Below are 23,957 nucleotides of genomic sequence, written 5' to 3' on the forward strand. Positions count from 1 at the left end.
CCAACCAAAACCGGGCAAGTCAACGCGTCCGCCTTCGACGCCTACCGCTGCGCTGGATGCGCTGCTGGCGGTGCCTGCAGGTAACACGCTCCGCCGCGCCCTCTGGCTCGACGAACTGGACCGCCGGTTAAGGCCACTCCTGCCGTTCCCGCTGTCCGCGCATGCGCGGCTGGCGAATCACGAGCACGGCAGGCTCGTTTATCTGGTGGATTCACCGGTGTGGCGGGCCAAACTGCGCCTGCTCGCTCCGGAACTGATGTCGGGTGCCCGATCCATGGGTCTGGACGCGGCGGAGGTCGTCATCAAGACAAGCCTTCCTTCGCGCGCACCGGCCCCTCCGGCACCCGCGAAAACCGTGACCATGTCCGCGGCCGCGAAAAAATCGCTCGAGGCTGCGCTGGCGTCCCTCAAATCCACCGACCCCGATGGGTCGGACGACGCCGGATGAGCGCTTGAATTCATCCTGCGAGTGTCTCGCCGTGACGAACAAGTGAACATCGACGGGGCATCCTAAAGGTCAAAAACCCCGGATTTGTTAAAAACCCGAGGTCATATCGTGTAGAAAACGTTAAAACGGCGTGAAGCAGTCACATTCGTGATGCATGCACGGCTAACGCTGGACGGGCACTGGAGTAACGCTCAGACCGTCGCGAGGCGGCCAAACGCGGTCGAAATTGCCTGCGGATCCTCGTCTTCGGTGTAGCTGACGATCTCCCAGGCCGACTGCTCGGCGAGCAGCGCGCGGACCAGCTTGTTGTTGAGCGCATGGCCGGACTTGAAGCCTTCATACGCGCCGATGATGGCGTGGCCGGCCAGGTACAGGTCACCGATGGCGTCGAGGATCTTGTGCCGCACGAACTCGTCGGCGTAGCGCAGGCCGTCCTCGTTGAGGACGCGGAACTCGTCGAGCACGATGGCGTTGTCCATCGACCCGCCCAGGCCGAGGTTGCGCTCGCGCATGTACTCCAGGTCGCGCATGAAGCCAAACGTGCGCGCGCGGCTGACTTCCTTGATGTAGTTGATGGTCGAGAACTCGACCTCGGCGCGCGACTGCGAATCGGGGATCGCCGGGTGCTTGAACACCACGGTGAAACCGACCCGGAAACCGTCGTTCGGCTCAAAGCGGGCGAACTTGTCGCCATCGCGCACCTCGACCGGGTGCAGGATGCGGATGAAGCGCTTGGCGGCGTCCTGCTCGACGATGCCTGCCGACTGCAGCAGGAACACGAACGGGCCGGCCGAGCCGTCCATGATCGGCACTTCGGCCGCGGACAGGTCGATGTAGGCGTTGTCGATGCCCAGTCCCGCCAGCGCGGACATCAGGTGCTCGACCGTCTGCACGTTGGCCGGGCCCAGGCTGAGGCCGGTGCACAACGTGGTCTCGGTGACCAGGTCGGCGCGCGCGGGGATATCGACCACCGGATCCAGGTCGATGCGCCGGAAAACGATGCCTGCGTCGGCGGGCGCCGGACGCATGGTGAGGAAGACCTTTTCGCCGCTGTGCAGCCCCACGCCGGTGGCGCGGATCACGTTCTTGAGGGTGCGCTGACGCAGCATGGAATAGGTGTGCCTGAAGAGGGAAAAACCGGGTAACGGTACCACGCAGCCTATTGGAGGCAGATCAATTGGCCCTGAACAGCGCGTGGGCACCCACGGCCGAAAAATGACCGGTCGCCGCGCCTGATGGCGGACGACCGGCCCAAATGCCCCGCGAGGACACCCGCGGAGCCAAGACGAACCGGACTACGGCATTACAACTTCAAGCGATGGCATTACACGGCTGCAGGCGGATCAGTCCGCCTGGCGGCGCAGGAATGCCGGGATGTCGAGGTAGCTGTCGGGACCGAAGTCGGCCGCGCCGGTCGCCGCGGCCGGCTCGGATTTGGTCGATTCACCGCGCAGGCTGCTGCTGAAGCTCGGCACCGACGGCGCGCGCGACTCCGACGAGGAGGCTGACGAGGAGGAGACCGCGTCGACCGGGAATTCCGGCTGGCCGGTGGTGGCGTTGCGGACCAGCTGGATCGGCGCGCGGTTGCCTTCGACACCCTTGACCTTGCTGCCGGCACCGCGGTTGAGGCCGGTGGCAACGACGGTCACGCGCACTTCGTCCTGCATGTCGGGGTCCAGCACGGTACCGATGACGATGGTCGCGTCCTCGGACGCGAACGCCTCCACCGTGCGACCCACCTCGTCGAACTCGGCCATGGTGAAGTCCGGGCCGGCCGTGATGTTGACCAGGATGCCGTTGGCGCCCTGCAGGTTGACGTCATCCAGCAGCGGGTTGAGCACGGCGGCCTCGGCGGCGGCCTGGGCGCGATCATCGCCCTTGGCGGCGCCGCTGCCCATCATCGCCAGGCCCATCTCGGACATGACGGTGCGCACGTCGGCGAAGTCGACGTTGATCAGGCCCGGACGCACGATCAGGTCGGCGATGCCCTGCACGGCGCCCAGCAGCACGTCGTTGGCGGCGCGGAACGCCTGCACCATGGTCGCGTTGCGGCCCAGCACGGTGATCAGCTTCTCGTTGGGGATGGTGATCAGCGAATCGCAGTGGTGGCTCAGCTCCTCGATGCCCTTGAGCGCGACCTGCATGCGGCGGCGACCCTCGAACGGGAACGGCTTGGTCACCACGGCGACGGTCAGGATGCCCATCTCCTTGGCCAGCTGGGCCACGACGGGCGCCGCGCCAGTCCCGGTGCCACCGCCCATGCCGGCGGTGATGAAGACCATGTCGGCGCCTTCCAGCGCGTCCATCAGGCGCTCGCGGTCCTCCAGCGCGGCCTGGCGGCCGACCTCGGGGTTGGCGCCTGCGCCCAGGCCCTTGGTGACGTTGTTGCCCAGCTGCAGCTGCAGCTTGGCGCCGCAGTTCTTGATCGCCTGCGAGTCGGTGTTGGCGGTGATGAACTCCACCCCGTCAACGTTGTTGCTGACCATGTGGGCGACCGCATTGCCGCCGCCGCCGCCGACGCCGATCACCTTGATGATCGCATTGGGCGCCATGTTTTCCACCAGTTCGAAATGTGCCATGTCCGTGTCCTCGTTGGTCTAGTTTTGGTTGCTGCCGTGGTCTTTCGTGTTGCGTGCCGCGTTTGTTCTGTTGCCTGCCGTCCCTCGCCGCCGCTGTCGTGCACCGCCGCTCAGAAGTGGTCGCTGTACCAGCTCTTGAGCTTGTTGAAGAGCGAACCCGCACGGCCGGTATTGATCACCGGTCTGCGCGGATTCTCGAATTGGCTGCCCATCAGCAGCAGGCCGACGCCGGTGGCGTGGACCGGGTTGCCGACGACTTCGCCCAGGCCGGTGACGTGCTGGGGGATGCCCACCCGCACCGGCATCTGCAGCATTTCCTCGGCCAGTTCCACCACGCCTTCCATCTTCGAAGCGCCGCCGGTGAGCACCATGCCGGCGCGCACGTGCTGCTCGAAGCCGCTGCGGCGCAGCTCGGCCTGGACCATCTCGAAGATTTCCTCGTAACGCGCCTGCACCGCCTGCGCCAGCGAGGCACGCGGCATCCGGCGCGGCGCGCGGTCGCCAACCGATGGCACCTGGATGGACTCCTCGGCGGTCGCCATCTGCGCCAGCGCGCAGGCGTAGCGGACCTTGATCTGCTCGGCCTCCGGGGTGGGCGTGCGCAGCATGTGGGCGATGTCCTCGGTGACCTTGTCTCCGGCAATGCCGAGGCTGGCCGAGTGCGCGATCGCGCCCTGCACAAACACCGCGATATCGGTCGTGCCAGCGCCGATGTCGACCAGCACCACGCCCAGCTCACGCTCGTCGCTGGTCAGCACCGCGTTGGCCGAGGCCAGCACGCCCAGGATCAGGCTGTCGACCTGCAGGCCGCAGCGCTGCACGCACTTGCTGACGTTGGCCGCGGCCGACTGCGCGCACACGACCAGATGGGCATGCACTTCCAGGCGCACGCCGGTCATGCCGATCGGGTTGCGGATGCCTTCCTGCGAATGGTCCAGCACGTAGTCGCGCGGGATCGCGTGGAGGATCTTCTGGTCCGCCGGAATGGCGACGGCCTTGGCCGCGTCCAGCACCCGGTCCAGATCGGCCACGCTGACCTCACCGTCGCGGATCGGGGCGATGCCCTGCGAGTTGCGGCACTGCACGTGGCTGCCGGAGATGGAGGCGTAGACCGAGCGGATCTCGCAGCCGGCCATCAGCTCGGCTTCCTCGATCGCGCGCTGGATCGACTGCACGGTGGACTCGATGTCCACCACCACGCCCCGGCGCAGACCGCGCGACTCGTGGCTGCCGATGCCGATGACCTCGATCGGGTTGTCCGGGCCGGTGTGGCCGGGGCTGTACTCGCCCACCAGCGCCACCACCTTGGAGGTGCCGATGTCGAGGCCGACGATCAGATGTTTGTCACCCTTGCGATTCATGGTTTTCCCTGCTGTCGGCCCACACGAGTGCGAAACCGTTGGTGTAGCGAAGATCGGCGCGCGCCAGTACCTGCGCCTGCTGGGCCAGCAGTTGCGGCAACAGGCGCACGAAGCGGTTGAGGCGACCGCGCGCCTCGTGGCGGCCGACGATGACCTCGGCGCCGTTGTCCAGGCGAAGCGTCCAGCTGCCGCGCGGGTCCAGGCGGGCCTCGCGCACCTCCAGTCCGAGCGGGGCGAACATCGTCCGTGTCTGGTTGTAGAGTTCGACCACCTCGTCGATGCGCGTGTCCGGCCCGCCCAGCAAGGGCAGCTCGGCGGGGATGTCGATGTTGGCGGCGGGAAACAGCCGGCCCTGCTCGGACAGCAGCTGGTTGTCGTCCCAGCGCGCGAACGGGACGTGCTCGGCCAGGTGCACTTCCAGCACGTCGGGCCAGCGCTTGCGCACCTCGGCGTGCTCGACCCAGGGCAGTGCGGCCACGGCCGCGCGCGCCGCGTCCAGATCGACCGCGAAATAGCCTTGGCGCGCGAACGGCAGCAGGGTGTCGCGCAGCAGGGTCTCGTCCACGCGCTGGAACTGCGCGGTGGCGCGCAGCTTGCTCAGCGGCCAGTGCTCGGCACCGACCCAGCCGTTGAGCAGGCCGACCACCGGCAGGACGACCAGCGCCACCGCAAGCAGCCAACCCAGCAGGCGCAGAAGGGCGTTCACCGGCCGGCCACCTCCGCGAGGGTCCCTTCCAGAACGCGCCAGCACAGTTCCTCGAAGCCGATGCCGAGCTGGGCGGCGGCCTTGGGCACCAGCGAATGGCTGGTCATGCCGGGCGCGGTGTTCACCTCGAGCAGGTAAAACGCGCCGGTTGCGCGGTCGCGCATTACATCAACCCGGCCCCAGCCGCGGCATTCAACGGCCTCGAATGCGTCCAGCGCGATGCGCTGCAGCTCGGCTTCGGCGCTGTCTTCCACCCCGGGACACAGGTATTGGGTGTCGTCGGCCATGTATTTGGCGTTGTAGTCGTACCACTCGCCCTTGGGAACGATCCGGATCGAGGGCAACGCGCTCGGGCCGGTGCCGTCATCGAGCACGCCCACGGTCAGCTCGTCGCCGACGATCATCTGCTCCATCAGCAACTCGCCGTCGTAGTGGGCGGCAAAGGCCTGCGCGGCGGCGAGATCTGCCTCCTCCTGGATCCGGAACGCGCCGACGCTGGAGCCTTCGCAGGACGGCTTGACGAACACCGGCAGGCCGAGCGAACGCGCCGCGGCCTGCATGTCATCGCCGTTGACCAGGCGAACGAAGCGCGGCGTCGGCAGGCCGCAGCTGAGCCAGACCTGCTTGGTGCGGATCTTGTCCATCGACAGGGCCGAGCCGAGCACGCCGGAACCGGTGTAGGGCACGCCCAGCACCTCGAGCACGCCCTGCAACACGCCGTCCTCGCCTCCGCCCTTGTTGCCGTGGAGGATGTTGAACACGCGGTCCACGCCGCCCTGGCGCACACGCTCGACCAGCGCCGGGACGCCGTCCACGGAGAACGCGTCGACGCCGCGCGCCTGCAGCGCTTCGAGCACGTTGCGGCCGGAATCCAGCGAGACCTCGCGCTCGGCGCTGGTGCCACCCATCAGCACCGCCACCCGGCCGAATCGGGCCGGATCGGTGGTGCGTTGCGGGGCGATGTGCGGGGCAGTCGGGGTACTCACGCGTCACCTTCCTGGGTCGTGGGGAGTCCATCGAGGGCAAGCTGCTGCGCGGCGTGGCCGATATCGCCGGCGCCCATCAACAGAAGCAGGTCGCCGTCCTCAAGCACGTCGACGAGGACCTCGGGCAGTTCGGCCACTGGCCCGATCACGACCGGGTCAATGCGCCCCCGCGCGCGGATCGCGCGCGCCAGGGCGCGCTCGTCGGCGCCGGCGATCGGCGCCTCGCCGGCGGCGTAGACCTCGGTGAGGATCAGCGCATCGACGTCGGACAGCACGGCGGCGAAATCGTCGAACAGGTCCCGGGTGCGGCTGTAGCGGTGCGGCTGGAAGGCGACCACAAGGCGGCGCTCGGGCCAGCCGCCGCGGGCGGCCTGGAACACCGCCGCCAATTCGTTGGGGTGGTGGCCGTAGTCGTCGACCACGGTGGCCGTGCCGCCCCGGGGCAAGGCAATGTCGGCCAGCACGTTGAAGCGGCGACCGATGCCGGCGAATGCCTCCAGCGCGCGGGCGATCGCGGCCGGCTCCACGCCCAGCTGCCAGCCCACCGCGGCCGCGGCCAGGGCGTTGAGCACGTTGTGCCCGCCGGGCAGCGCCAGGGTGACCGGGCAGCGCTCGCCACCGGGCAGGCACAGGGTGAAATGCATCCGCGCGCCGGTCTGGGTGACGTCCTCGGCGCGCACGTCGGCCTCCGCCGACAGGCCGTAGGTCATCACGTGGCGCGGCGTGCGCTCGGCCAGCGCGGCGACTTCGGGATCATCGATGCACAGCACCGCCAGCCCGTAGAACGGCAGCCGCAGCATGAACTCGCCGAACGCCGCCTGGACGTTGGCGAAGTCGCCGCCGTAATTCTCCAGATGGTCGGCATCGATGTTGGTGACCACCGCGATCTGCGGGCTCAGGCGCAGGAAACTCCCGTCGCTCTCGTCGGCTTCGGCCACCAGCCAGTCGCCGCCGCCCAGCTTGGCGTTGGCACCGGCGGCGAGCAGCTGCCCGCCGATGACGAAGGTCGGATCGATGCCGCCCTCGGCCAGCACGCTGGCGGTGAGCGAGGTGGTCGTGGTCTTGCCGTGGGTGCCGGCAACCGCGATACCGCGCTTGAAGCGCATCAGCTCGGCCAGCATTTCGGCTCGCGGGACCACGGGGATGCGCTGCGTGCGCGCTTCGACCACTTCCGGGTTGTCGTCGCGGATCGCGCTGGAGACGACCACGCAGTCCGTGCCCAGCACGTTGGCGGCAGCGTGGTCCTGATGCACGTCAATGCCCAGGCGCGACAGGCGCCGGGTCACGGCGTTGTCGGCGCGGTCCGAGCCGGACACCTGGTAGCCCAGCGTGCACATCACCTCGGCGATGCCGCTCATGCCGGTGCCGGCGATGCCGATGAAATGGACGCGCGGGAAGGCCTTGGCCAGGTCACCATCGTGTTGCAGCCGGCGGCGCACGGTACTGCTCATGGAGCGGGCTCCTGGGAAGATTGGGGGGAAGAAGGAAGCTCGCGGCCGGCCGATCCGGCCAGAACGATGTCGGCGACGCGCCTGGCGGCGTCCGGCAACGCCAGCGCACGTGCAGCAGTGGCGAGACGAAGCAGCTCGTCGCGCCCGGAGATGGTCTCGATGGTCGCGACCATGCGCTCGGCAAGGTCGTCGGCAGGCGCCTGCGGCAGCAACACGGCCGCGCCGCGGTCGACCAGGTAGCGCGCGTTGCGGGTCTGGTGGTCGTCGACCGCCTGCGGGAACGGCACCAGCACGCTGCCCATGCCGACCGCGCACAGTTCGGCCAGGGTCAGGGCACCGGCGCGGCACACCACCAGGTCGGCCCATGCGTAGGCAACGGCCATGTCGGGGATGAAGGGCTCGATGCTGGCGGGCACACCGGCTTCGGCGTAGCGGCGCTCGGCGTCCTCGACCTGCGCCTGGCCACACTGGTGACGCACCTCGACCGGTCCAATGCGCTCGCGGAGCGATGACAGCGCCTGCGGCACGGCGGTGTTCAAGGCGCGCGCGCCCTGGCTGCCGCCCAGCACCAGCAGGCGCAAGGGCCCCTGGCGGCCGGCGAAGCGCTGCGCCGGCGCGGCGACCTGCAGGATCTCCTCGCGCACCGGGTTGCCGACTACTTCCTCGTTGGCAAAGGTGTCCGGGAACCCCGTCAACACGCGCTGGGCGAGGCGGGCCAGCACGCGGTTGGTCATGCCTGCCGCGCGGTTCTGCTCGTGCACGAACAAGGGGATCCGGGCCAAGCGCGCAGCCAGGCCACCGGGCCCGGCCGCATAGCCACCGAAGCTGATCACCGCGCGCGGGCGCCGCGAGCGCAGCACAGCCACGGCGTGCCGCACTGCGGACAGCAGCTTGACCGGAGCGGCCAGCAACGTGGTGAAGCCCTTGCCGCGCACGCCGCGCACCGCAATGGTGTCGATCGGGATGTTCTCGGCGGGTACGAGGCGCGTTTCCATGCCGCCTTCCGCGCCCAGCCAGGTCACCGGCACGCCGCGCGCCGCCAGCTGCCGGGCCACGGCCAGGCCGGGAAAAATGTGTCCACCGGTGCCGCCGGCGAGGATCATCACCGGACGCGGGTCAAGGGCGTTCATGCCATTCCCCCAAGCGTCGGCTCGATGCGCTGCTGCAGCCGGCTCGTGCCGCGGCCTGCATCGGCGCGCTTGCGGGCAAATACCGGTGCCGCAGCCGGAGGATTGGGCGCGCTTGCGGATGTGGGTCCGGCGACATGATGCGGTCTGCTGCCTGCGCTGACGGCCGCTTCCGCCGGCACGTCCTCGCGCCCCGCGTCGCCGCGCAGACGCGCCATCTGGCGCTTGGCCCGCTCCAGCTCGTAGGACACCCGCAGCAGCAGTCCCATCGCCGCGCAGGTCATCAGGACACTGGAGCCGCCGGAGGAAATCAGCGGCAGGGTCAGGCCCTTGGTCGGCAGCAGGCCGAGGTTTACGCCGATCGAGACGAAGCTCTGCAGGCCGATCCACAGCGCGATGCCGAAGGCCAGATAGGCCGAGAAATGGCGGCGCATCTCAACGCACTGCAGGCCGATCCAGAACGCGCGCCCCACCAGGAGCGCGTACAGCGCGATGATCGCGCAGACGCCGACAAAACCCAGTTCCTCGGCGATCACCGCCAGGATGAAGTCGGTATGCGCCTCGGGCAGGTAGGAGAGCTTCTGGATCGAACTGCCCAGCCCCACGCCCAGCCACTCGCCGCGCCCGGCGGCCATCAGCGCGTTGGTCAGCTGATAGCCGGAATTGAACGGGTCCGCCCAGGGGTCCATGAACGAGGTCAGCCGGCGCATCCGGTACGGCTCGAGCACGGCGATGAACGCCAGTGCCGGCAGTCCGATCAGCACCGGCAGGAACATCCGCGGCATGTTGACCCCGCCCAGCACCAGCAGGCCGGCGGTGATCGCCAGCAGCAGCGAGGACGAACCGAAGTCCGGCTGCAGCAACAGCAGTCCGACCAGCGCGGCGACAACCACCAGCGGCTTGAGCATCGCGCCCCAGGTCGCGTTGACCTCGTCGCGGAAGCGCACCAGATAGCTCGCCAGCCAGATGATGAAGAGGACCTTGACCGCCTCCACCACCTGGAAGTTCGACACGCCCACGTTGATCCAGCGGTGCGCGCCCTTGACGCTGACGCCCAGGCCCGGCACGAACACCAACAGCAGCAGCACGAAACAGGCCAGCAGCATCAGCTGGTTGTAGCGCTCCACAGTGCGCAGCTCGATCCGCGTCGCCCACACCGCCAGCACCAGACCACCGGCAAGGAACACCAGGTGCCGGGTCAGGTAGTGGAAGGGATCCGGGTGCTGCGAGATCGAACTGGAACCCACCATCACCAGCCCCAGCGAGGACAGCGCCAGCACCAACGCCAGCAGCCACGGGTCAAGGCGGCCCTGGATGTCGTCGATGCGGGTGGCCTGGCGCGCGGAATCGTTCATCAGCGCACCTTCAACGTGGCCAGGCCGACCAGGACCAGCACGACCGAGATGATCCAGAAGCGCACGATCACGCGCGGCTCGGGCCAGCCCTTGAGCTCGAAGTGGTGGTGGATCGGCGCCATGCGGAACACGCGCTTGCCGGTCAGCTTGAAGGACGCGACCTGGATCATCACCGAGAGCGTCTCGATGACGAACACGCCGCCCATGATCACCAGCACCAGCTCCTGGCGGACGATCACCGCGATCGCCCCCAGCACCGCGCCCAGCGCCAGCGCGCCGATGTCGCCCATGAATACCATCGCCGGGTAGGTGTTGAACCACAGGAATCCCAGTCCGGCGCCGGCAATCGCGGCGCAGATGATCACCAGCTCGCCCGCCCCCGGCACCGGCGGGATCTGCAGGTATTCGGAAAACACCGCGTTGCCGGAGGCATAGGCGAACACGCCCAGCGCGCAGGCGACCAGCACGGTCGGCATGATCGCCAGGCCGTCCAGCCCGTCGGTCAGGTTGACCGCGTTGGAGAAACCGACGATCCAGAAGTAGGCGACGACGATCAGCCCGGCACCCATCGGGAAGGCGAGCGACTTGAACATCGGTATGTAGAACGTGGTGGCCGCCGGGACATCCGCGGTCATATAGAGGACCACACCCGCCGCGAGCCCGAAGATCGACTGCAGCAGGTATTTCCAGCGCGACTTGAGACCGTTGGGATCGCGGTGGACGATCTTGATCCAGTCGTCGTACCAGCCGATGGCGCCGAAGGCGACCATCACCGCCAGCACCACCCAGACATACTTGTTGCGCAGGTCGCCCCACAGCAGCACCGAGGCCAGCACGGTCAGCAGGATCAGCCCGCCGCCCATGGTCGGGGTGCCGGCCTTGGAGAAGTGGCTTTCCGGGCCGTCGCTGCGGATCGGCTGGCCGCCCTTGTACTGGGCCAGTTTGCGGATCGCCGCCGGCCCCCACCACAACGACAGCGCGAGCGCGGTCAAGGCACTCAGGATGCCGCGGAATGTCAGGTAGTTGAACAAACCGAACAGGCTGTCCAGTTGCTCGAGCCAACGCGCCAGTTCAAGCAGCATCGGTATCGTCCTCCGGCCCCGTGGGGCGTTGCATCGACAGCAATGCCGTCACGACCCTGTCCATCGCGCTGCCGCGGGAACCCTTCACCAGCACGTTCACCGGCGTGCCCTGGTCCTGTATCAGCGCGTCCTGCACCAGCGCGGCCTGCACCAGCGCGTCCTGCGCCAGCGCGGTCGCCAGCGCGTCGGCCAATGCGGCGTGGTCGGCATGCACGCTGGCGCCGTCGCCGAATTCCGCAGCCGCGGCGGCGCTCAGGCTGCCCAGCGCAAACAGCCGCTGCAGGCCCGCGGCCCGTGCCTGGCGTCCGGCCTGGGCATGCATGGCCTCGGCATCGGCACCCAGCTCGCGCATATCGCCCATGACCAGCCAGCCCGCGCCGGGCATCGCCGCCAGCGTGTCGATCGCGGCTGCCAGCGAGCCGGGATTGGCGTTGTAGCTGTCGTCGATCAAGGTGGCGCCGTTGCCCAACGACCGGGCGACCATGCGGCCATCGACCGGCACTGCCGCTTGCAGGCCTTGCGCAATCGCCTCCAGCGACACGCCCAGTCCGACGGCCAGCGACGCGGCAGCCAGCGCATTGCGCACGTTGTGACGCCCGCGCAGGGCAAGCGTCACCGGAACGGTTCCATCCGGCGTGACCAGGGTGAAACGCGATCCGTCCACGCCGGCAACGACGTCGCGCGCGGTCACATCGGCGCTGGCATCCAGGCCGAACCGGACCAGCCGGCGGCCGTGCGCGCGCTCGGCAAAATAGGGCGCGAACGCGTCATCGGCGTTGATCACCGCCACGCCCTGCGGCGGCAGCGCGTCATAGATCGCCGCCTTGGTATCGGCCACGCCGAGCAGGCTGCCCATCCGCTCCAGGTGGGCCGGCGCGATGTTGTTCACCAGAACCACGTCGGGCCGAGCGATTGCCGCCAGATATGCGATGTCGCCCGGCTTGCCCGCGCCCATCTCGTAGACCGAGAAACGCGCGTCTTCGGGCGCGGCCAATACCGACAGCGGCAGGCCGATCTCGTTGTTGAAGTTGCCCGGGTTGGCGTAGGCGGGAGCGACGCGCTCCAGGATCGCCAGCAGCATCGACTTGACGCTGGTCTTGCCGTTGCTGCCGGTGATCGCGACCACGTGGCCGCTGCGCTGGCGCTGCACCGCCGCGGCGAAGTCGCCCAGCGCGCGCTCCGTATCGGCGACCAGCACCTGCGGCACGGACACCTCGAGCAGGCGCGACACCAGCAGCGCCGCGACCCCGCCTTGCACCGCCGCTTCGACGTGCTCGTGGCCGTCGAAGTTCTCGCCCTTCAGCGCGACGAACAGCGCGCTTCCACTGGCCGGCAATTTGCGGGTGTCGGTGGCGATCGCATCCACCACGACGTCGTCGCCGTGCAGGCGGCCGCCGACCATGCGGGCAATTTCGGATAGTTGCAGCGGCTTCATGCCCGGCGCTCCAGTGCCGCGCGGGCGACCTGCGTGTCATCAAAGGGGTGTTTGAGGCCGGCGATGTCCTGGTCGGGCTCGTGGCCCTTGCCGGCGATCAGCACGATGTCGTCCGCGCCGGCCCGGCCCACCGCATGGGCAATCGCGGCGGCCCGGTCGCGCAGCACGACCACGTCCGCAGGCTCGGTAAACCCGGCGAGGATGTCGGCCACGATCGCGTCGCCGTCCTCGTGGCGGGGGTTGTCATCGGTGACCACGACTGCGTCGGCGCCGGCCTCGGCGATCGCCGCCATCTGCGGGCGCTTGCCGCGGTCGCGCTCGCCGCCGCAACCAAACACGCACCACAGACGGCCGGTGGCGTGGTCGCGCAGGGACGCGAGCGCCTGCTCCAGCGCATCGGGCGTATGGGCGAAGTCGACCACCACCAGCGGCTTGCCATGCGTGCCGCCCAGCCGGTTCATGCGGCCGTGGATCGGGCGCAGTTGGCTGAGCGTGGCGGCGATGTCCTGCGGCGCGACCCCCAGCCCGAGGAGCGCGCCGGCGACGGCCAGCAGGTTGTCGACGTTGAAGCGACCCAGCAGCGCCGAGCGCACCGGGTAGCGCTGCGCTCCGTGCTGCGCGTGGAACACGAGCTGGAACGTGGCGCCGGTGCTGTCGAGCTGTACGTCATCGGCCTGGATCGCCGCCGACGCATTGCCGCGCGAACTCACGCCGATCGCGTTGACGCTGGCGGGAAGCGCCGCGTGCATCGCCCGTCCGTGCGCATCGTCCAGATTGACCACCGCCGCCTGCAGTCCCGGCCAGGCCAGCAGGCGCGCCTTGGCCGCCGCGTAGGTGTCCATGTCGCCGTGGTAGTCGAGGTGGTCGCGGCTGAGGTTGGTGAACACGCCCACATCGAAATGGACGCCATCGACACGGCCCTGGTCCAGGGCGTGCGAGCTGACCTCCATTGCGACCGCTTCGGCGCCGCCGTCGCGCAGGCCGGCCAGCAGCTCGTGCACGTTGAGCACCAGCGGCGTGGTGAACCCGGTCGGCACCAGCGCACCGTCGAAGCCCACGCCCAAGGTGCCAATGCTGGCGGCGCGCACACCCAGCAACTGCCAGGCCTGGGCCAGCAACTGGACCGTGGAGGTTTTGCCGTTGGTGCCGGTAACACCGACCATCCGCATCGCGGCGCTGGGCCGGTCGTGGAAGCGGTCGGCCATCGCGCCCATGCGCGAGCGCAAGCCGGGCACCGCGATCGCATCCGCCGGCGCCGGCGTGTCGGCGCTGGCGGGTGGTTCGTACAGGATGACCGCCGCGTTCGCAGCGCGCGCCTGCTCAACGAATTTCAGGCCGTGGGTGCCGAATCCGCCGATCGCCACGAAGGCGTCGCCGGCGCGGATCTCGCGGCTGTCCTGGACCAGCCCGGAAATCTCCAGCCCGGCCGGAATCCCGGCCACGTCCGGCAGCAGTTCAGCCAGTGGCATCCGGCGCAGATTCGCCTGCGGAACGCGCAGCTTCGGCATGCCGCTCATGGCGCGACTCCGATGCTGACCGGCGCCGGCAGGTCGGCGGGCTCGTAAACCGGCGGCTCGGGCTCCTGCGCAGCCTGCGGCAGCACCGGCACGCCCGCCAGCGGCTTGCCGCCATTGGCGCGGAGCCGCTTGTCGCGCGCGTCCGCCTGGGCCGCCAACCAGGTCTCGATATCGTCAGGCTGCACGTCCATCAGGCGCAGCGTGCCTTCCATGACGCTCTTGAAGACCGGCGCGGCGACCGCACCGCCGCCGTAGCCGTGGCCCTTGCTGGCGTCGGGATCGTCGATCACCACGACCATCGCGAACCGCGGGTTCTCCACCGGCACCACCCCGGCGAACAGGGCGATGTATTGGCGCGAATAGCCACCGGTGCCACTGAACTTGCGCGAGGTCCCGGTCTTGCCGGCGACGTGGTAACCCAGGATCGCCGCAAGGGTGGCGGTGCCGCCCGTCTCGGTGACCGTCTGCATCGCCGTCAGCACCTGACGCGCGACTTCCGGGCTCATCGCCTGGGTGGATTCGTTGCGCTGGCCCTTGACGAAGGTCGGCGCGATCACCCGGCCGCCGTTGGCAATCGCCGCGTAGGCGACGGCGATCTGCAGCGGGGTGGCCGACAGGCCATAGCCGTACGACATGGTGGCCTTGGTCGTGCCGCTCCACTGGCCCGGCGCGGCCAGCAGCCCGGAGGCTTCACCCGGGAACCCGCTGCCGGGCTTGTTGCCGTAGCCGAAGCCGTGGATGAACTCGTAGAAACCGGCATCCGGCAGCGCCAGTGCCAGCTTGGCCGCGCCGACGTTGGAGCTCTTGGTCAGCACGCCGGTGACGGTCAGCGCGCCGTAGTTGCGGAAGTCGCTGATGGTGTAGCGGCCGTTGCGCATGGTGCCGGGGTTGGTGTTGACCACGGTGTCCAGGCTGACCGTACCGGCGGTCAGCGCGGCGCCGACGGTGATCGGCTTCATGGTCGAACCGGGTTCCACCACGTCGGTGACGGCGCGGTTGCGGCGGGTGTCGCCACCGCCGCCATCGAGCTGGTTGGGGTTGTAGCTGGGCAGGTTGGCCATCGCCAGCACCTCGCCGGTGTCCACGTCCAGCACCACCGCCGAGCCGGCCGAGGCCTTGGCCTCGTGCAGCGCGTGGCGCAGCTCGCGGAACGCCAGGTACTGCACGCGGCGGTCGATGGTCAGGGTGAGGTCGTGGCCGGGCTCGGCGGGGCGGATCAGGTCGACGTTCTCGATGATCCGGCCCTGGCCGTCGCGGATCACCCGCTTCGCGCCCGGCACGCCGCTGAGCCAGCTGTCGAAGGCCAGCTCCAGGCCTTCCTGGCCGCGGTCGTCGATGTTGGTGAAGCCCAGCACGTGGGCAATCGCCTCGCCCTGCGGGTAGAACCGGCGGAACTCGCGCTGGTTGAACACGCCAGGCACGCCCAGATCGAGGACCTGCTTGGCGCGCTCGGGGTTCATCCGTCGCGCCAGGTACATGAACTCCTTGTCGGCGCGCTGGCTGAGCTTGCGGGCGAGCTCATCGGCCGGCACGCCCAGCGCCTGCGCCAGCTGGGGGATGCGGTCCGGATGCTGCAGCAGTTGCGGCGGATTGGCCCACAGCGAATCCACCGGGGTGGAGACCGCCAGCGGCTCGCCGTTGCGGTCGGTGATCATGCCGCGCGAGGTCGGGATCGGCAGTTCGCGCAGCGAGCGCGCATCGCCCTGGCGCACGTAGAAGTCGTTGTTGAGCACCTGCACGTGCAGCGCACGCGCGACCAGCGCCACCGAGCAGAGCGCCAGCGCGCCGCCGACCAGGGCCATGCGATGGCGGATGTTGTAATTGCTGCGACCGCGCAGGCGGGTCCTGGCACCGAGGCCAAAACGCTCGCGCAGACGGCTCCACGCAGTGCCGCCGGCATCGCCGTCGCGCGGGCGCTTGCTCGAACGCAGGCTCATGGCCGGATCACCACGGTTTCCTCGCTTTCGGGAAACTTCATCCCGAGGCGATCGCGCGCGACCTGGTCGATGCGGTTGCTCTCCGACCAGGTGGCCTGCTCCAGCTGCAGCCGGCCAAAATCGATGTCCAGCTCATCGCGCGCCTTGTCCAGTTGGTTGAGCTCGACAAACAGCACGCGGTGGCGATGGCGCGCATGCACCACACCCAGCGCGGTGACCAGGTTGGCCACCACCAGCACCGTCAGCAGCAGGCGCAGGATCATGCGGCCTCCGGCGCGGCGAGCTTCTCGGCGACCCGCAGCACCGCCGAGCGCGAGCGCGGGTTCACCGACGTCTCGGCGTAATCGGCCTTCTGCGCGCCGCCGATGGTGGCCAGCCGCGGAGTGAAGGCGATCTCCACCGGCAGCCGGCGGTTGGACGGCGGCGCCTTGGCATGGCGGTTGATGAACTGCTTGACGATGCGGTCTTCCAGCGAATGGAAGCTGATCACCACCAGCCGGCCGCCGACCTTCAGGCAGTCCAGCGCGGCATCCAGACCCGCCTCCAGGTCGGCCAGCTCGCGGTTGATGAAGATGCGGATGGCTTGGAAACTGCGGGTGGCCGGGTGGATCCGGCTCTTGTCGGAGCCGGGCTTGCCGCGCGGCATCGCCGCGGCGATCAGCTCGGCCAGTTGCGCGGTGCGGACCAGCGGCTCCTCGGCGCGACGGGCGACGATGGCGCGGGCGATGCGCCGGGACTGGCGCTCCTCGCCGTAGGTCCACAGCACATCGGCGATTTCCTGGTCATCGGCGCTGGCCAGCCACTGCGCGGCGCTCTGCCCGCTGTCGGGGTCCATGCGCATGTCCAGCGGACCGTCCTTGCCGAAACTGAAACCGCGCTCGGCGACATCCAGCTGCGGCGAGGACACGCCAAGGTCAAGGAACACGCCATCCAGACCGGCGTTGGCCGCGTCCCAGCTGCCCATCGCCGCGAAGCTGCCGCGGAAGATCGACACCCGCGGGTCGCCGCCAAAGTCGCGCTCGGCCACCGCGATCGCGTCGGGATCCTTGTCCATCAGCAGCAGGCGGCCGTCGGGCCCGAGCAGGTCGAGCACGCCGCGCGCATGCCCGCCGCGACCGAAGGTGCCGTCCAGATACGTGCCCTTCCCGTTGACCTGCAAACCGTCCAGGGACTGCCGGTACATCACGGGGAGGTGGCCGGAGGGCGCTGCTCGCTCCACGCCACCGGCCGTCATAGCTGCAGGTCGAGAAGGTCCTCGCTCAGATCATCGTCGGACACCGTCTGACGGATCTGTGCGTGGTGAGCCTGCTCGCTCCAGAGTTCGAATTTCTCGCCCATGCCCAGCAGCACGGCCTTGCGCTCGATCCCCACCGCAGCGCGGTGGCTGGCGGGAATCGTCAGGCGGCCGTTGCCGTCCAGCTCGACGAACGCCGCGGCGCCCACCAGCTTGAGCTGCATGGCCCGGTTCACGCGCTTGGCCTTGGGCAGCTTGTTGACCTGGTCGCGCACGCGCTCCCACGCCTCGACCGGATACAGGTACAGGGAGCCAACCTCGAACGGGTTGTAGGTGATCACCAGGCGGTTGCCACAGTCACGCGCGACGTCGTCGCGGAAGGCGGTGGGCACCGCCATCCGGCCCTTCTCGTCGATCGTGATGGCGGTCTCGCCCTGGAACATTGCGCACCCTGGTTTTGGTCCGCCTCGGAGGACGGTTTACCGGTCGGGCAACCGGGTCTCCCCGGCTGCAGCCAAGGAAAACCACAAAAAACCCGGCTTTCCCACTGATCACCACCTTAGGGAGCGTCCCTGGTGATGTCAACGACTTTCAGGGGCAAATTCACCAACGGGATCAATGGCTTGCAGAACACTTGAGAGTTCAATTCAAGACTTGGCCACTAAGCGTTGTTTCGTCTCATATTTTGAGACGCAGCACTCTGGACAAGCGAACGGAGTTCAAACTCCGCCTTCACAAAGCCTTAATGCTGCAATGCAGGATCCGCGCTAAATGAACAGCGCCACGGCCGTGCACACGACTTGGCCGGCACGTTCCCGCCAAGGGGCAGCAGCAAAGAAGAAGGTGGCGGAGCCGGCCGATAAGCCGGGTTCTGTCGTGGACAGTCATTCCTCTAGGCGCATCGTCACCGATACGCTCAAGCAACCTACCCGGACCCGACGCGGGCCGCGCCATGAGTCCCTATTTGGTCTTGCTCCCGGTGGGGTTTGCCATGCCGGTCTGTTGCCAGACTCGCGGTGCGCTCTTACCGCACCGTTTCACCCTTGCCACGCATCGCGCATTCCTGCGAACACCCGACCGTTCGGCGGTCTGCTCTCTGTTGCACTTTCCGTCGGCTTGCGCCGCCCAGGCGTTACCTGGCACCGTGCCCTGTGGAGCCCGGACTTTCCTCGGCACCGCAACGGATTGCTCCGCTGCGATGACGCGACTGTCTGGCCGACTCCGCCACGGGCAGTTTACCGGTTGCGCGGGTGCATCGGTGCTTTGTTGCGCTCGAAAGACGTTTGGGTTCAGCGAGGATTCGCGGGGATAGCGCCTGCCGGGTGTCCCGCTCAGTCGCTCCACGATATTCGCTTGGTGAGCGGGACACCCGGCAGGCGCCCTGCGACATTTCGGTGGCCGAAAGACGGGCCAAAGCCAGCTGATTGCGGGCGACGCTGTGATCGGCAGCGCGCGTCTGTCAGCTATCGCCGCCGTAAAGCGCCTTGCGGGGAGCGCCGCTGAGTTCGGCGGCGAGCTTGGCAGCGGCGGATGGCGGCAGGTGCGCAGAAAGCTTGCCGTACAGACGGCGACCTTCGATCAGCTGCGACTCGGCCTCATCGACGACCCCTTCGACCACCAGAACAAACTCGCCCTTGCGCTGGTTGGGGTCGGCCTGCACACGGGCGAGCAGTTCAGCCAGGCCGCCATCGAGGACGGTCTCGAACAGCTTGGTCAGTTCGCGCGCCAGCACGGCACGGCGATCGGGGCCGAATGCCGCGGCCATGTCGCCAAGCGACTCTTCGATGCGGTGGGCTGACTCGTAGAACACCAGGGTACGGGGCTCGGCGGCGAGGCGGGCCAGGCGTTCGCGGCGCGCACCGGCCTTGGCGGGCAGGAAGCCTTCGAAGGCGAAGCGGTCCGAGGCGATGCCGGCCACGCTGAGCGCAGCGATCGCAGCACACGCGCCGGGGACGGGCGAGACGCGGATGCCGGCGGCGCGGGCAGCGCGCACCAGCCGGAATCCCGGGTCGCTGACCAGTGGCGTTCCGGCGTCCGACACGAGTGCCAGCGATTCACCGGCCTGCAGGCGGGCGACAAGCTGGTCGGCCTGGGCCTCCTCGTTGTGCTGGTGCAGGGCCAGCAGTGGCCGCTCCATGGCGAAGTGGGACAGCAGCTGGCGGGTGTGGCGGGTGTCCTCGGCGCAGATCGCATCGACACTGCCCAGTACCTCCAGCGCGCGGGCGGAAATGTCGCCCAGGTTGCCGATGGGGGTGGCGACGATGTGCAGGGTGCCGGGCTTGTCCATCGCACCGATGGTAGGGATGCGCGGCGCCGATGTCGCGTTGACGGAGACATTCCCGGCCGCGGCGACAGGTAGAATCGGCCCAACTCCACAGTAAACGCCGCCCCGCGGCGAGCGCTTGCCGATGAATGCTCCTACTCGACGTCCGCTGCACGCCTGGCTCCTTGCCCTTGCCACCGCGGTCCTGCTGGTCGGCGGCTGCACCACGATGGAACCGGTCCGCGGCCCATCGGTGTCGCGCGTGGATCCGGTGGTAAGTCAAGCCGCTGCATTGCTCGCGAGCGGCGCCGATGCCCAGCAGGTGGCGGCCCTTCTCGGCCAGTTGGACGACGCGACGCTGGCCGCTCAGGCGGCGGCGCTGCCGGCCGGCGATCCGCTCTACAACCACATGGCGCGGGCGCTGTTGGCGCGGGGCCTGCCGTTGCCGCGGCCAATGGACCGCGCCGCCTGGGGCTTTGACGCCGGCGCACGCCCACCGGCGGACCGCGACGGCTACCGTCCGCCGCTCAAGCTGGGCGTGCTGCTGCCGCTGAGCGGTGACCTGGCAGCACCCGCCGCCGCGGTCCGCGACGGCTTCCTCACCGCTTATTACGCCGAGTCGCGGCGCCGCCCGGAGATCGCGTTCTATGACACCCACGGCACTGCCGGCGGTGCGCTGAGCGCGTACGACCAGGCTGCCAGCGCCGGCAACGATTTCATCGTCGGCCCGCTCTCGCGCGAAGGCGTGGATGCGCTGTTCCGGCGCGGCACGCTGCCGGTCCCGATGCTCGCGCTGAACCAGGGCAACGCCGCCCCGCCGGCGGGCAATGTCAGCTTCGCGCTGTCGCCGGAAGAGGAAGGCGTGGCGGCTGCGGACCTGCTTGCCGAGCGCGGCGCGCGCCGGGTGATGGTCATCAACGCCGGTGACGAGAACGCCCGTCGCTCCACCGACGCGCTGCGCGCGCGTCTGGCCGAACTGGGCGGCGTGGTCACCGACGTGGTCGGCGCCGGCATCGCGGACCTGACGCCGTTTGCGCAGAAGGAAGGCGGCGTGGATGCGATCTACCTGGCCATGCGCGGGCCCGCCGCGCGCGAGCTGATGCCGCGCCTGGTGATGGCCGGACTGTCCGGCAAACCGCTGGTGGCGACCTCGCAATTGCTGTCCGGTACCGGTGACTCCGAAGAGGACCGCGTGCTGGACGGCATCGCCTTTCCGGCGGAAAGCTGGACCAGTGGGCGCAACGTGCCCGGCCTGCCGGCCGCCGCAAGCGTGGGCCCCACCCTGCCCACCGCACGCGGCGCGGCCGCACGCCTGTTCGCCTTTGGCCACGACGCCTGGCTGCTGACCGCCTACCTGGAGCGGCTGGCCCAATCCCCGGATGCGCATGTCGCCGGCGCGACCGGCGGGCTGGCCATCGATGCTTCCGGCAAGGTCCTGCGTACGCCGGCGTGGTCGACCTTCCGTGGCGGGTACGCGTCTCCGCTGGCCAGTGCCGGCAACTGACCGCCGCGGTCTCGGATCGGCGGTCGAGGCCGCCGCCCGCGATCACCTGATCGATGCGGGACTGCGCCCGGTCGCCGCCAATGCCAACTACCGGCTGGGCGAGCTGGACCTGGTCATGCTCGACGGCGACACCCTGGTGTTCATCGAGGTGCGCTACCGCCGCGACGACCGCTTCGGTGGGGGCGCGGCCTCGGTGGATTTCCGCAAGCAACGCAAACTGGTGCGGGCCGCGCAGCTGTTCCTGCAGCGCCACCCGCGCTATGCCGACGGGCCCTGCCGCTTCGACGTGGTCGAAGCCGAAGGGGACCCGGCGGCGCCCCGGTTGAACTGGCTGCGCGACGCGTTCCGCGCCGACGATTGCTGATGCCTGCGCGGAGCACGTGATGCCATTGCCTGCCGCACTCCAGCGCGAGATGGCGGATCTGCTCGGCGATGCCTGGCGGACCGATGACAGCGAGCGGCTCGCGTACGCCTACGACAACTCGCGCCGGCTCGCCCTTCCCGATGCGGTCGCATTGCCGACCACCACCGCGCAGGTGCAGGCGCTGGTGCGCGCGTGCCGCAGCCACCGCGTGCCGGTGATCGCGCGCGGCCGCGGCACCAACACCACCGGCGCCGCCGTGCCGATCCAAGCCGGCGTGGTCGTCTCGTTCGAGCGCATGGACCGGATCGTCGACATCGCGCCCGGTGACCGCTGCGCGGTCGTCCAGCCCGGCGTGATCAACGGCGACCTGCAGACCGCCCTCGCCGCGCACGGCCTGTTCTGGCCGCCGGACCCGACCAGTGCCGGGTTCAGCACCATCGGCGGCAACCTGGCCTGCAACGCCGGCGGCCCGCGGGCGGTGAAGTACGGCGCCAGCCGCGACAACGTCCTGGCGCTGACCGCGGTCACCGGCGCGGGCGAGTTGATCCACTGCGGAACGCGCACCACCAAGGGCTCGACCGGCTACGACCTGCAGCGGCTGCTGGTCGGCAGCGAAGGCACCCTGGCCCTGATCGTCGAGGCGTCGCTGCGTTTGACCCCGACACCGGTGGCGCGGCGTGCGCTGCGGGCGATCTACCGCGATGTCGACAGCGCCGCCCGGGCCGTGGCCCGGTTGATGGCGCAGCCGGTCACGCCCTCAATGCTCGAGTTCATGGACGCCAGCGCCGTGCGACTGGCCCGCGAAGTCGGCGGCGCGGACCTTCCCCAATCCGCCGGGGCGCTGCTGATGATCGAGGCGGACGGCGATCCCGCGCACCTGGCCGATGACATCGATTCGTTGCGGCGAGCCGCCTCCGGCGATGGGCTTGTCGCGCTCGACGACGCAGCCGACGAGACCGCTCGGGCGCAGCTCTGGGCAGCACGCAAGGCGCTGTCGCCGGCCCTGCGTACGCTGGCGCCGGGCAAGATCAACGAGGACGTCGTGGTGCCGGTCTCGCGCATCCCGGAACTGGTCCAGGGCGTGCAGCAACTTTCCGTCGAATGCGGGCTGCCCATCGTCTGCTTCGGCCACGCCGGCAACGGCAACCTGCACGTCAACCTGATGTACGACCCGGCCGACGGCGATCAGGCCACACGCGCTGCCGCAACGATGTCGCGCGTGTTTGCGCTGGCGGTCGCGCTCGGCGGCACCCTGTCGGGTGAGCACGGCATCGGGCTGGCCAAGCGCGATTTCATGCCTACCGCGATCACCGCGCCCACCCTGGCGCTGATGCGGCAGATCAAGACGGCATTCGATCCGGACGGGATCCTCAATCCCGGCAAGCTGCTACCGCCGTGACCCACCCCATCGACCCGCGGGCACCGCGCGCGACCACGACCGATGCCGCGCTGGAAGACCTGCTGGTGGACATCCGCGCCTGCCGGATCTGCGAGGCCCACCTGCCATTGGGACCGCGCCCGGTACTGACGGCCGCGCGCAGCGCCCGCCTGCTGATCGCCGGCCAGGCGCCGGGCCGCAAGGTGCATATGAGCGGGGTTCCGTGGGATGACGCCAGCGGCGCGCGCCTGCGGGACTGGCTGGGGATCGACAGCGAAACCTTCTACGACCCGTCGCAGGTGGCAATCGTGCCGATCGGCTTCTGCTATCCCGGCAAGGCCGGCTCCGGCGATGCACCGCCGCGGCCGGAATGCCGCGCCACCTGGCATCCGCGCCTGCTGCCGCTGCTGCCGCAGATCCGCCTCAACATCCTGATCGGCCAATACGCGCAGGCCTATTTTCTCGGTCCGAGTCGGCCGGGAAACCTCACCGCGACGATGCGCCAGTGGCGCGATTTCCTGCCGCGTTACCTGCCCCTGCCACACCCCAGCCCGCGCAACGTGGCGTGGTTCAAGGCCAATCCGTGGTTCGAGGGCGAGGTATTGCCGGAGCTTCGCGACGAGGTACGACGAGTGCTGGGGAGCCCTACTTCAGCGGCTTGACCGGCGGCACGTCGACACCGGTGCGGAGGGTCATGATCCCATCGACCTCGATGTATTCCACATCCGGATCGGCCGAGAACCGGTCCATCAGCTCCGCCGCCGCCTTGCGGTCCAGCGGACGGTCGGTCTTGAAGACATCGGCATCCACACCAAGGCGCCGCAACCATTCCATCTCGATGCCGGTCCGGTCCTGCATCGCGTCCAGTCGTTCGCGGGCCGCGTCGGCGTCCCGGCCCGGCGCGGTTCCGTCGCGGTACTTGACGATGAAACGCTGGAACTGGCTGTCCGCCGGAAGCTGATCGAAGTGGCTTGGTGTTGCGGCGCCGACCGAAGCGCCGGGCGCTGCTGCCGCAGTACCCGCCGTGGCTGGACCTGCCGACGATGCAGTTGTTGGCGAGTTAGCTGACGGTGCTGCACTCACGGCCGGCGCAGTTGCCGGCGCCTTGCCGGAAGAATTGTCGCCGGCGGCCGCGCAGCCGCTCACCGCGACCACCGCAGCGATGGCGAGGGATGCGGCAATTCGCCGGGTCGGGAAATGGGCAGTCTTGGCATGCATGCGCTCCTCCAG

The 23,957-nt window shown here is 69.1% G+C and carries 21 protein-coding genes, 1 other RNA gene and 1 pseudogene; 5 read left to right on the plus strand and 18 right to left on the minus strand.

Annotated elements, in window-relative coordinates; all coding sequences use genetic code 11:
* The first annotated feature begins 70 nt into the window (after positions 1-70).
* Positions 71-448, plus strand: coding sequence for a DUF721 domain-containing protein (locus INQ41_RS10415; RefSeq protein ID WP_228076572.1), 378 nt, complete (start codon positions 71-73; stop codon positions 446-448).
* A 191-nt stretch (positions 449-639) separates the two neighbouring features.
* Here INQ41_RS10415 and lpxC read toward each other — a convergent pair whose 3' ends face one another.
* The 17 genes from lpxC to rsmI form a co-directional block, all read right to left on the minus strand.
* Positions 640-1,557, minus strand: coding sequence for a UDP-3-O-acyl-N-acetylglucosamine deacetylase (gene lpxC / locus INQ41_RS10420; RefSeq protein WP_193984264.1), 918 nt, complete (start codon positions 1,555-1,557; stop codon positions 640-642).
* Positions 1,558-1,791: 234 nt separating this feature from the next.
* The gene (gene ftsZ, locus INQ41_RS10425) at positions 1,792-3,027 is read right to left on the minus strand and encodes a cell division protein FtsZ (RefSeq protein ID WP_193984266.1); all 1,236 of its coding nucleotides are present in this window, start codon (positions 3,025-3,027) and stop codon (positions 1,792-1,794) included.
* 110 nt (positions 3,028-3,137) lie between these two features.
* Positions 3,138-4,388 (minus strand): cell division protein FtsA, encoded by a 1,251-nt coding sequence (gene ftsA / locus INQ41_RS10430; protein ID WP_043958191.1) that lies wholly within the window; start codon positions 4,386-4,388, stop codon positions 3,138-3,140.
* Positions 4,372-5,094 (minus strand): cell division protein FtsQ/DivIB, encoded by a 723-nt coding sequence (locus tag INQ41_RS10435; RefSeq protein ID WP_193984268.1) that lies wholly within the window; start codon positions 5,092-5,094, stop codon positions 4,372-4,374. The genes ftsA and INQ41_RS10435 overlap by 17 nt, the downstream gene beginning before the upstream one ends.
* Positions 5,091-6,080, minus strand: coding sequence for a D-alanine--D-alanine ligase (locus INQ41_RS10440; protein ID WP_228076573.1), 990 nt, complete (start codon positions 6,078-6,080; stop codon positions 5,091-5,093). Before INQ41_RS10440 ends, INQ41_RS10435 begins: the two co-directional genes overlap by 4 nt.
* Positions 6,077-7,519: a UDP-N-acetylmuramate--L-alanine ligase gene (murC, locus tag INQ41_RS10445; RefSeq protein ID WP_193987332.1), complete on the minus strand. Its 1,443-nt coding sequence runs from the start codon at positions 7,517-7,519 to the stop codon at positions 6,077-6,079. The genes INQ41_RS10440 and murC overlap by 4 nt, the downstream gene beginning before the upstream one ends.
* An 8-nt stretch (positions 7,520-7,527) precedes the next feature.
* Complete coding sequence (murG, locus tag INQ41_RS10450) at positions 7,528-8,661, minus strand: undecaprenyldiphospho-muramoylpentapeptide beta-N-acetylglucosaminyltransferase (protein WP_343224921.1); 1,134 nt, start codon at positions 8,659-8,661, stop codon at positions 7,528-7,530.
* Positions 8,658-10,013, minus strand: a complete 1,356-nt coding sequence (gene ftsW / locus INQ41_RS10455) for a putative lipid II flippase FtsW (RefSeq protein WP_193984270.1) — start codon at positions 10,011-10,013, stop codon at positions 8,658-8,660. Before ftsW ends, murG begins: the two co-directional genes overlap by 4 nt.
* Positions 10,013-11,095 (minus strand): phospho-N-acetylmuramoyl-pentapeptide-transferase, encoded by a 1,083-nt coding sequence (gene mraY / locus INQ41_RS10460; RefSeq protein ID WP_193984272.1) that lies wholly within the window; start codon positions 11,093-11,095, stop codon positions 10,013-10,015. Before mraY ends, ftsW begins: the two co-directional genes overlap by 1 nt.
* Positions 11,085-12,530 carry a UDP-N-acetylmuramoyl-tripeptide--D-alanyl-D-alanine ligase gene (locus INQ41_RS10465; protein WP_193984274.1) on the minus strand — a complete coding sequence of 482 codons (1,446 nt, stop codon included), beginning with the start codon at positions 12,528-12,530 and terminating at the stop codon, positions 11,085-11,087. Before INQ41_RS10465 ends, mraY begins: the two co-directional genes overlap by 11 nt.
* Positions 12,527-14,047, minus strand: a complete 1,521-nt coding sequence (locus INQ41_RS10470; RefSeq protein WP_228076574.1) for a UDP-N-acetylmuramoyl-L-alanyl-D-glutamate--2,6-diaminopimelate ligase — start codon at positions 14,045-14,047, stop codon at positions 12,527-12,529. The genes INQ41_RS10465 and INQ41_RS10470 overlap by 4 nt, the downstream gene beginning before the upstream one ends.
* On the minus strand, positions 14,044-15,849 hold the full coding sequence (locus INQ41_RS10475; protein ID WP_228076806.1) for a peptidoglycan D,D-transpeptidase FtsI family protein: 1,806 nt from the start codon (positions 15,847-15,849) through the stop codon (positions 14,044-14,046). Before INQ41_RS10475 ends, INQ41_RS10470 begins: the two co-directional genes overlap by 4 nt.
* 131 nt (positions 15,850-15,980) lie before the next feature.
* Positions 15,981-16,244, minus strand: coding sequence for a cell division protein FtsL (ftsL, locus tag INQ41_RS10480; RefSeq protein WP_193987335.1), 264 nt, complete (start codon positions 16,242-16,244; stop codon positions 15,981-15,983).
* A complete protein-coding gene (gene rsmH / locus INQ41_RS10485; RefSeq protein ID WP_193984278.1) occupies positions 16,244-17,218 on the minus strand; it encodes a 16S rRNA (cytosine(1402)-N(4))-methyltransferase RsmH in 975 nt (324 codons plus the stop codon). Before rsmH ends, ftsL begins: the two co-directional genes overlap by 1 nt.
* Positions 17,215-17,661: a division/cell wall cluster transcriptional repressor MraZ gene (gene mraZ, locus INQ41_RS10490; RefSeq protein ID WP_193984280.1), complete on the minus strand. Its 447-nt coding sequence runs from the start codon at positions 17,659-17,661 to the stop codon at positions 17,215-17,217. The genes rsmH and mraZ overlap by 4 nt, the downstream gene beginning before the upstream one ends.
* A 401-nt stretch (positions 17,662-18,062) precedes the next feature.
* Positions 18,063-18,441: RNase P RNA component class A (gene rnpB, locus INQ41_RS10495), an RNA gene on the minus strand.
* Positions 18,442-18,677: 236 nt separating this feature from the next.
* Complete coding sequence (gene rsmI / locus INQ41_RS10500) at positions 18,678-19,505, minus strand: 16S rRNA (cytidine(1402)-2'-O)-methyltransferase (RefSeq protein WP_193984281.1); 828 nt, start codon at positions 19,503-19,505, stop codon at positions 18,678-18,680.
* Positions 19,506-20,064: 559 nt separating this feature from the next.
* On the opposite strand from rsmI, the pseudogene INQ41_RS10505 reads away from it, so the two are divergent.
* The 4 genes and pseudogenes from INQ41_RS10505 to INQ41_RS10520 form a co-directional block, all read left to right on the plus strand.
* A pseudogene (locus INQ41_RS10505) lies at positions 20,065-20,985 on the plus strand (penicillin-binding protein activator); the annotation flags it as partial.
* Entirely contained in the window at positions 20,972-21,349 is a 378-nt protein-coding gene (locus INQ41_RS10510) for a YraN family protein (protein WP_193984285.1), read from the plus strand. The pseudogene INQ41_RS10505 and the gene INQ41_RS10510, both read left to right, overlap by 14 nt.
* Before the next feature lie 19 nt (positions 21,350-21,368).
* Positions 21,369-22,748: an FAD-binding oxidoreductase gene (locus INQ41_RS10515; protein ID WP_193984287.1), complete on the plus strand. Its 1,380-nt coding sequence runs from the start codon at positions 21,369-21,371 to the stop codon at positions 22,746-22,748.
* Positions 22,745-23,389: a uracil-DNA glycosylase family protein gene (locus INQ41_RS10520; RefSeq protein WP_228076575.1), complete on the plus strand. Its 645-nt coding sequence runs from the start codon at positions 22,745-22,747 to the stop codon at positions 23,387-23,389. The genes INQ41_RS10515 and INQ41_RS10520 overlap by 4 nt, the downstream gene beginning before the upstream one ends.
* Here INQ41_RS10520 and INQ41_RS10525 read toward each other — a convergent pair.
* Positions 23,373-23,945: a hypothetical protein gene (locus tag INQ41_RS10525; RefSeq protein WP_193984288.1), complete on the minus strand. Its 573-nt coding sequence runs from the start codon at positions 23,943-23,945 to the stop codon at positions 23,373-23,375. The two genes, INQ41_RS10520 and INQ41_RS10525, sit on opposite strands and share 17 nt — an antisense overlap.
* Between the last annotated feature and the right edge of the window lie 12 nt (positions 23,946-23,957).

The sequence above is a fragment of the Lysobacter ciconiae genome, from assembly GCF_015209725.1.
In the GTDB taxonomy this organism is placed as follows: domain Bacteria; phylum Pseudomonadota; class Gammaproteobacteria; order Xanthomonadales; family Xanthomonadaceae; genus Novilysobacter; species Novilysobacter ciconiae.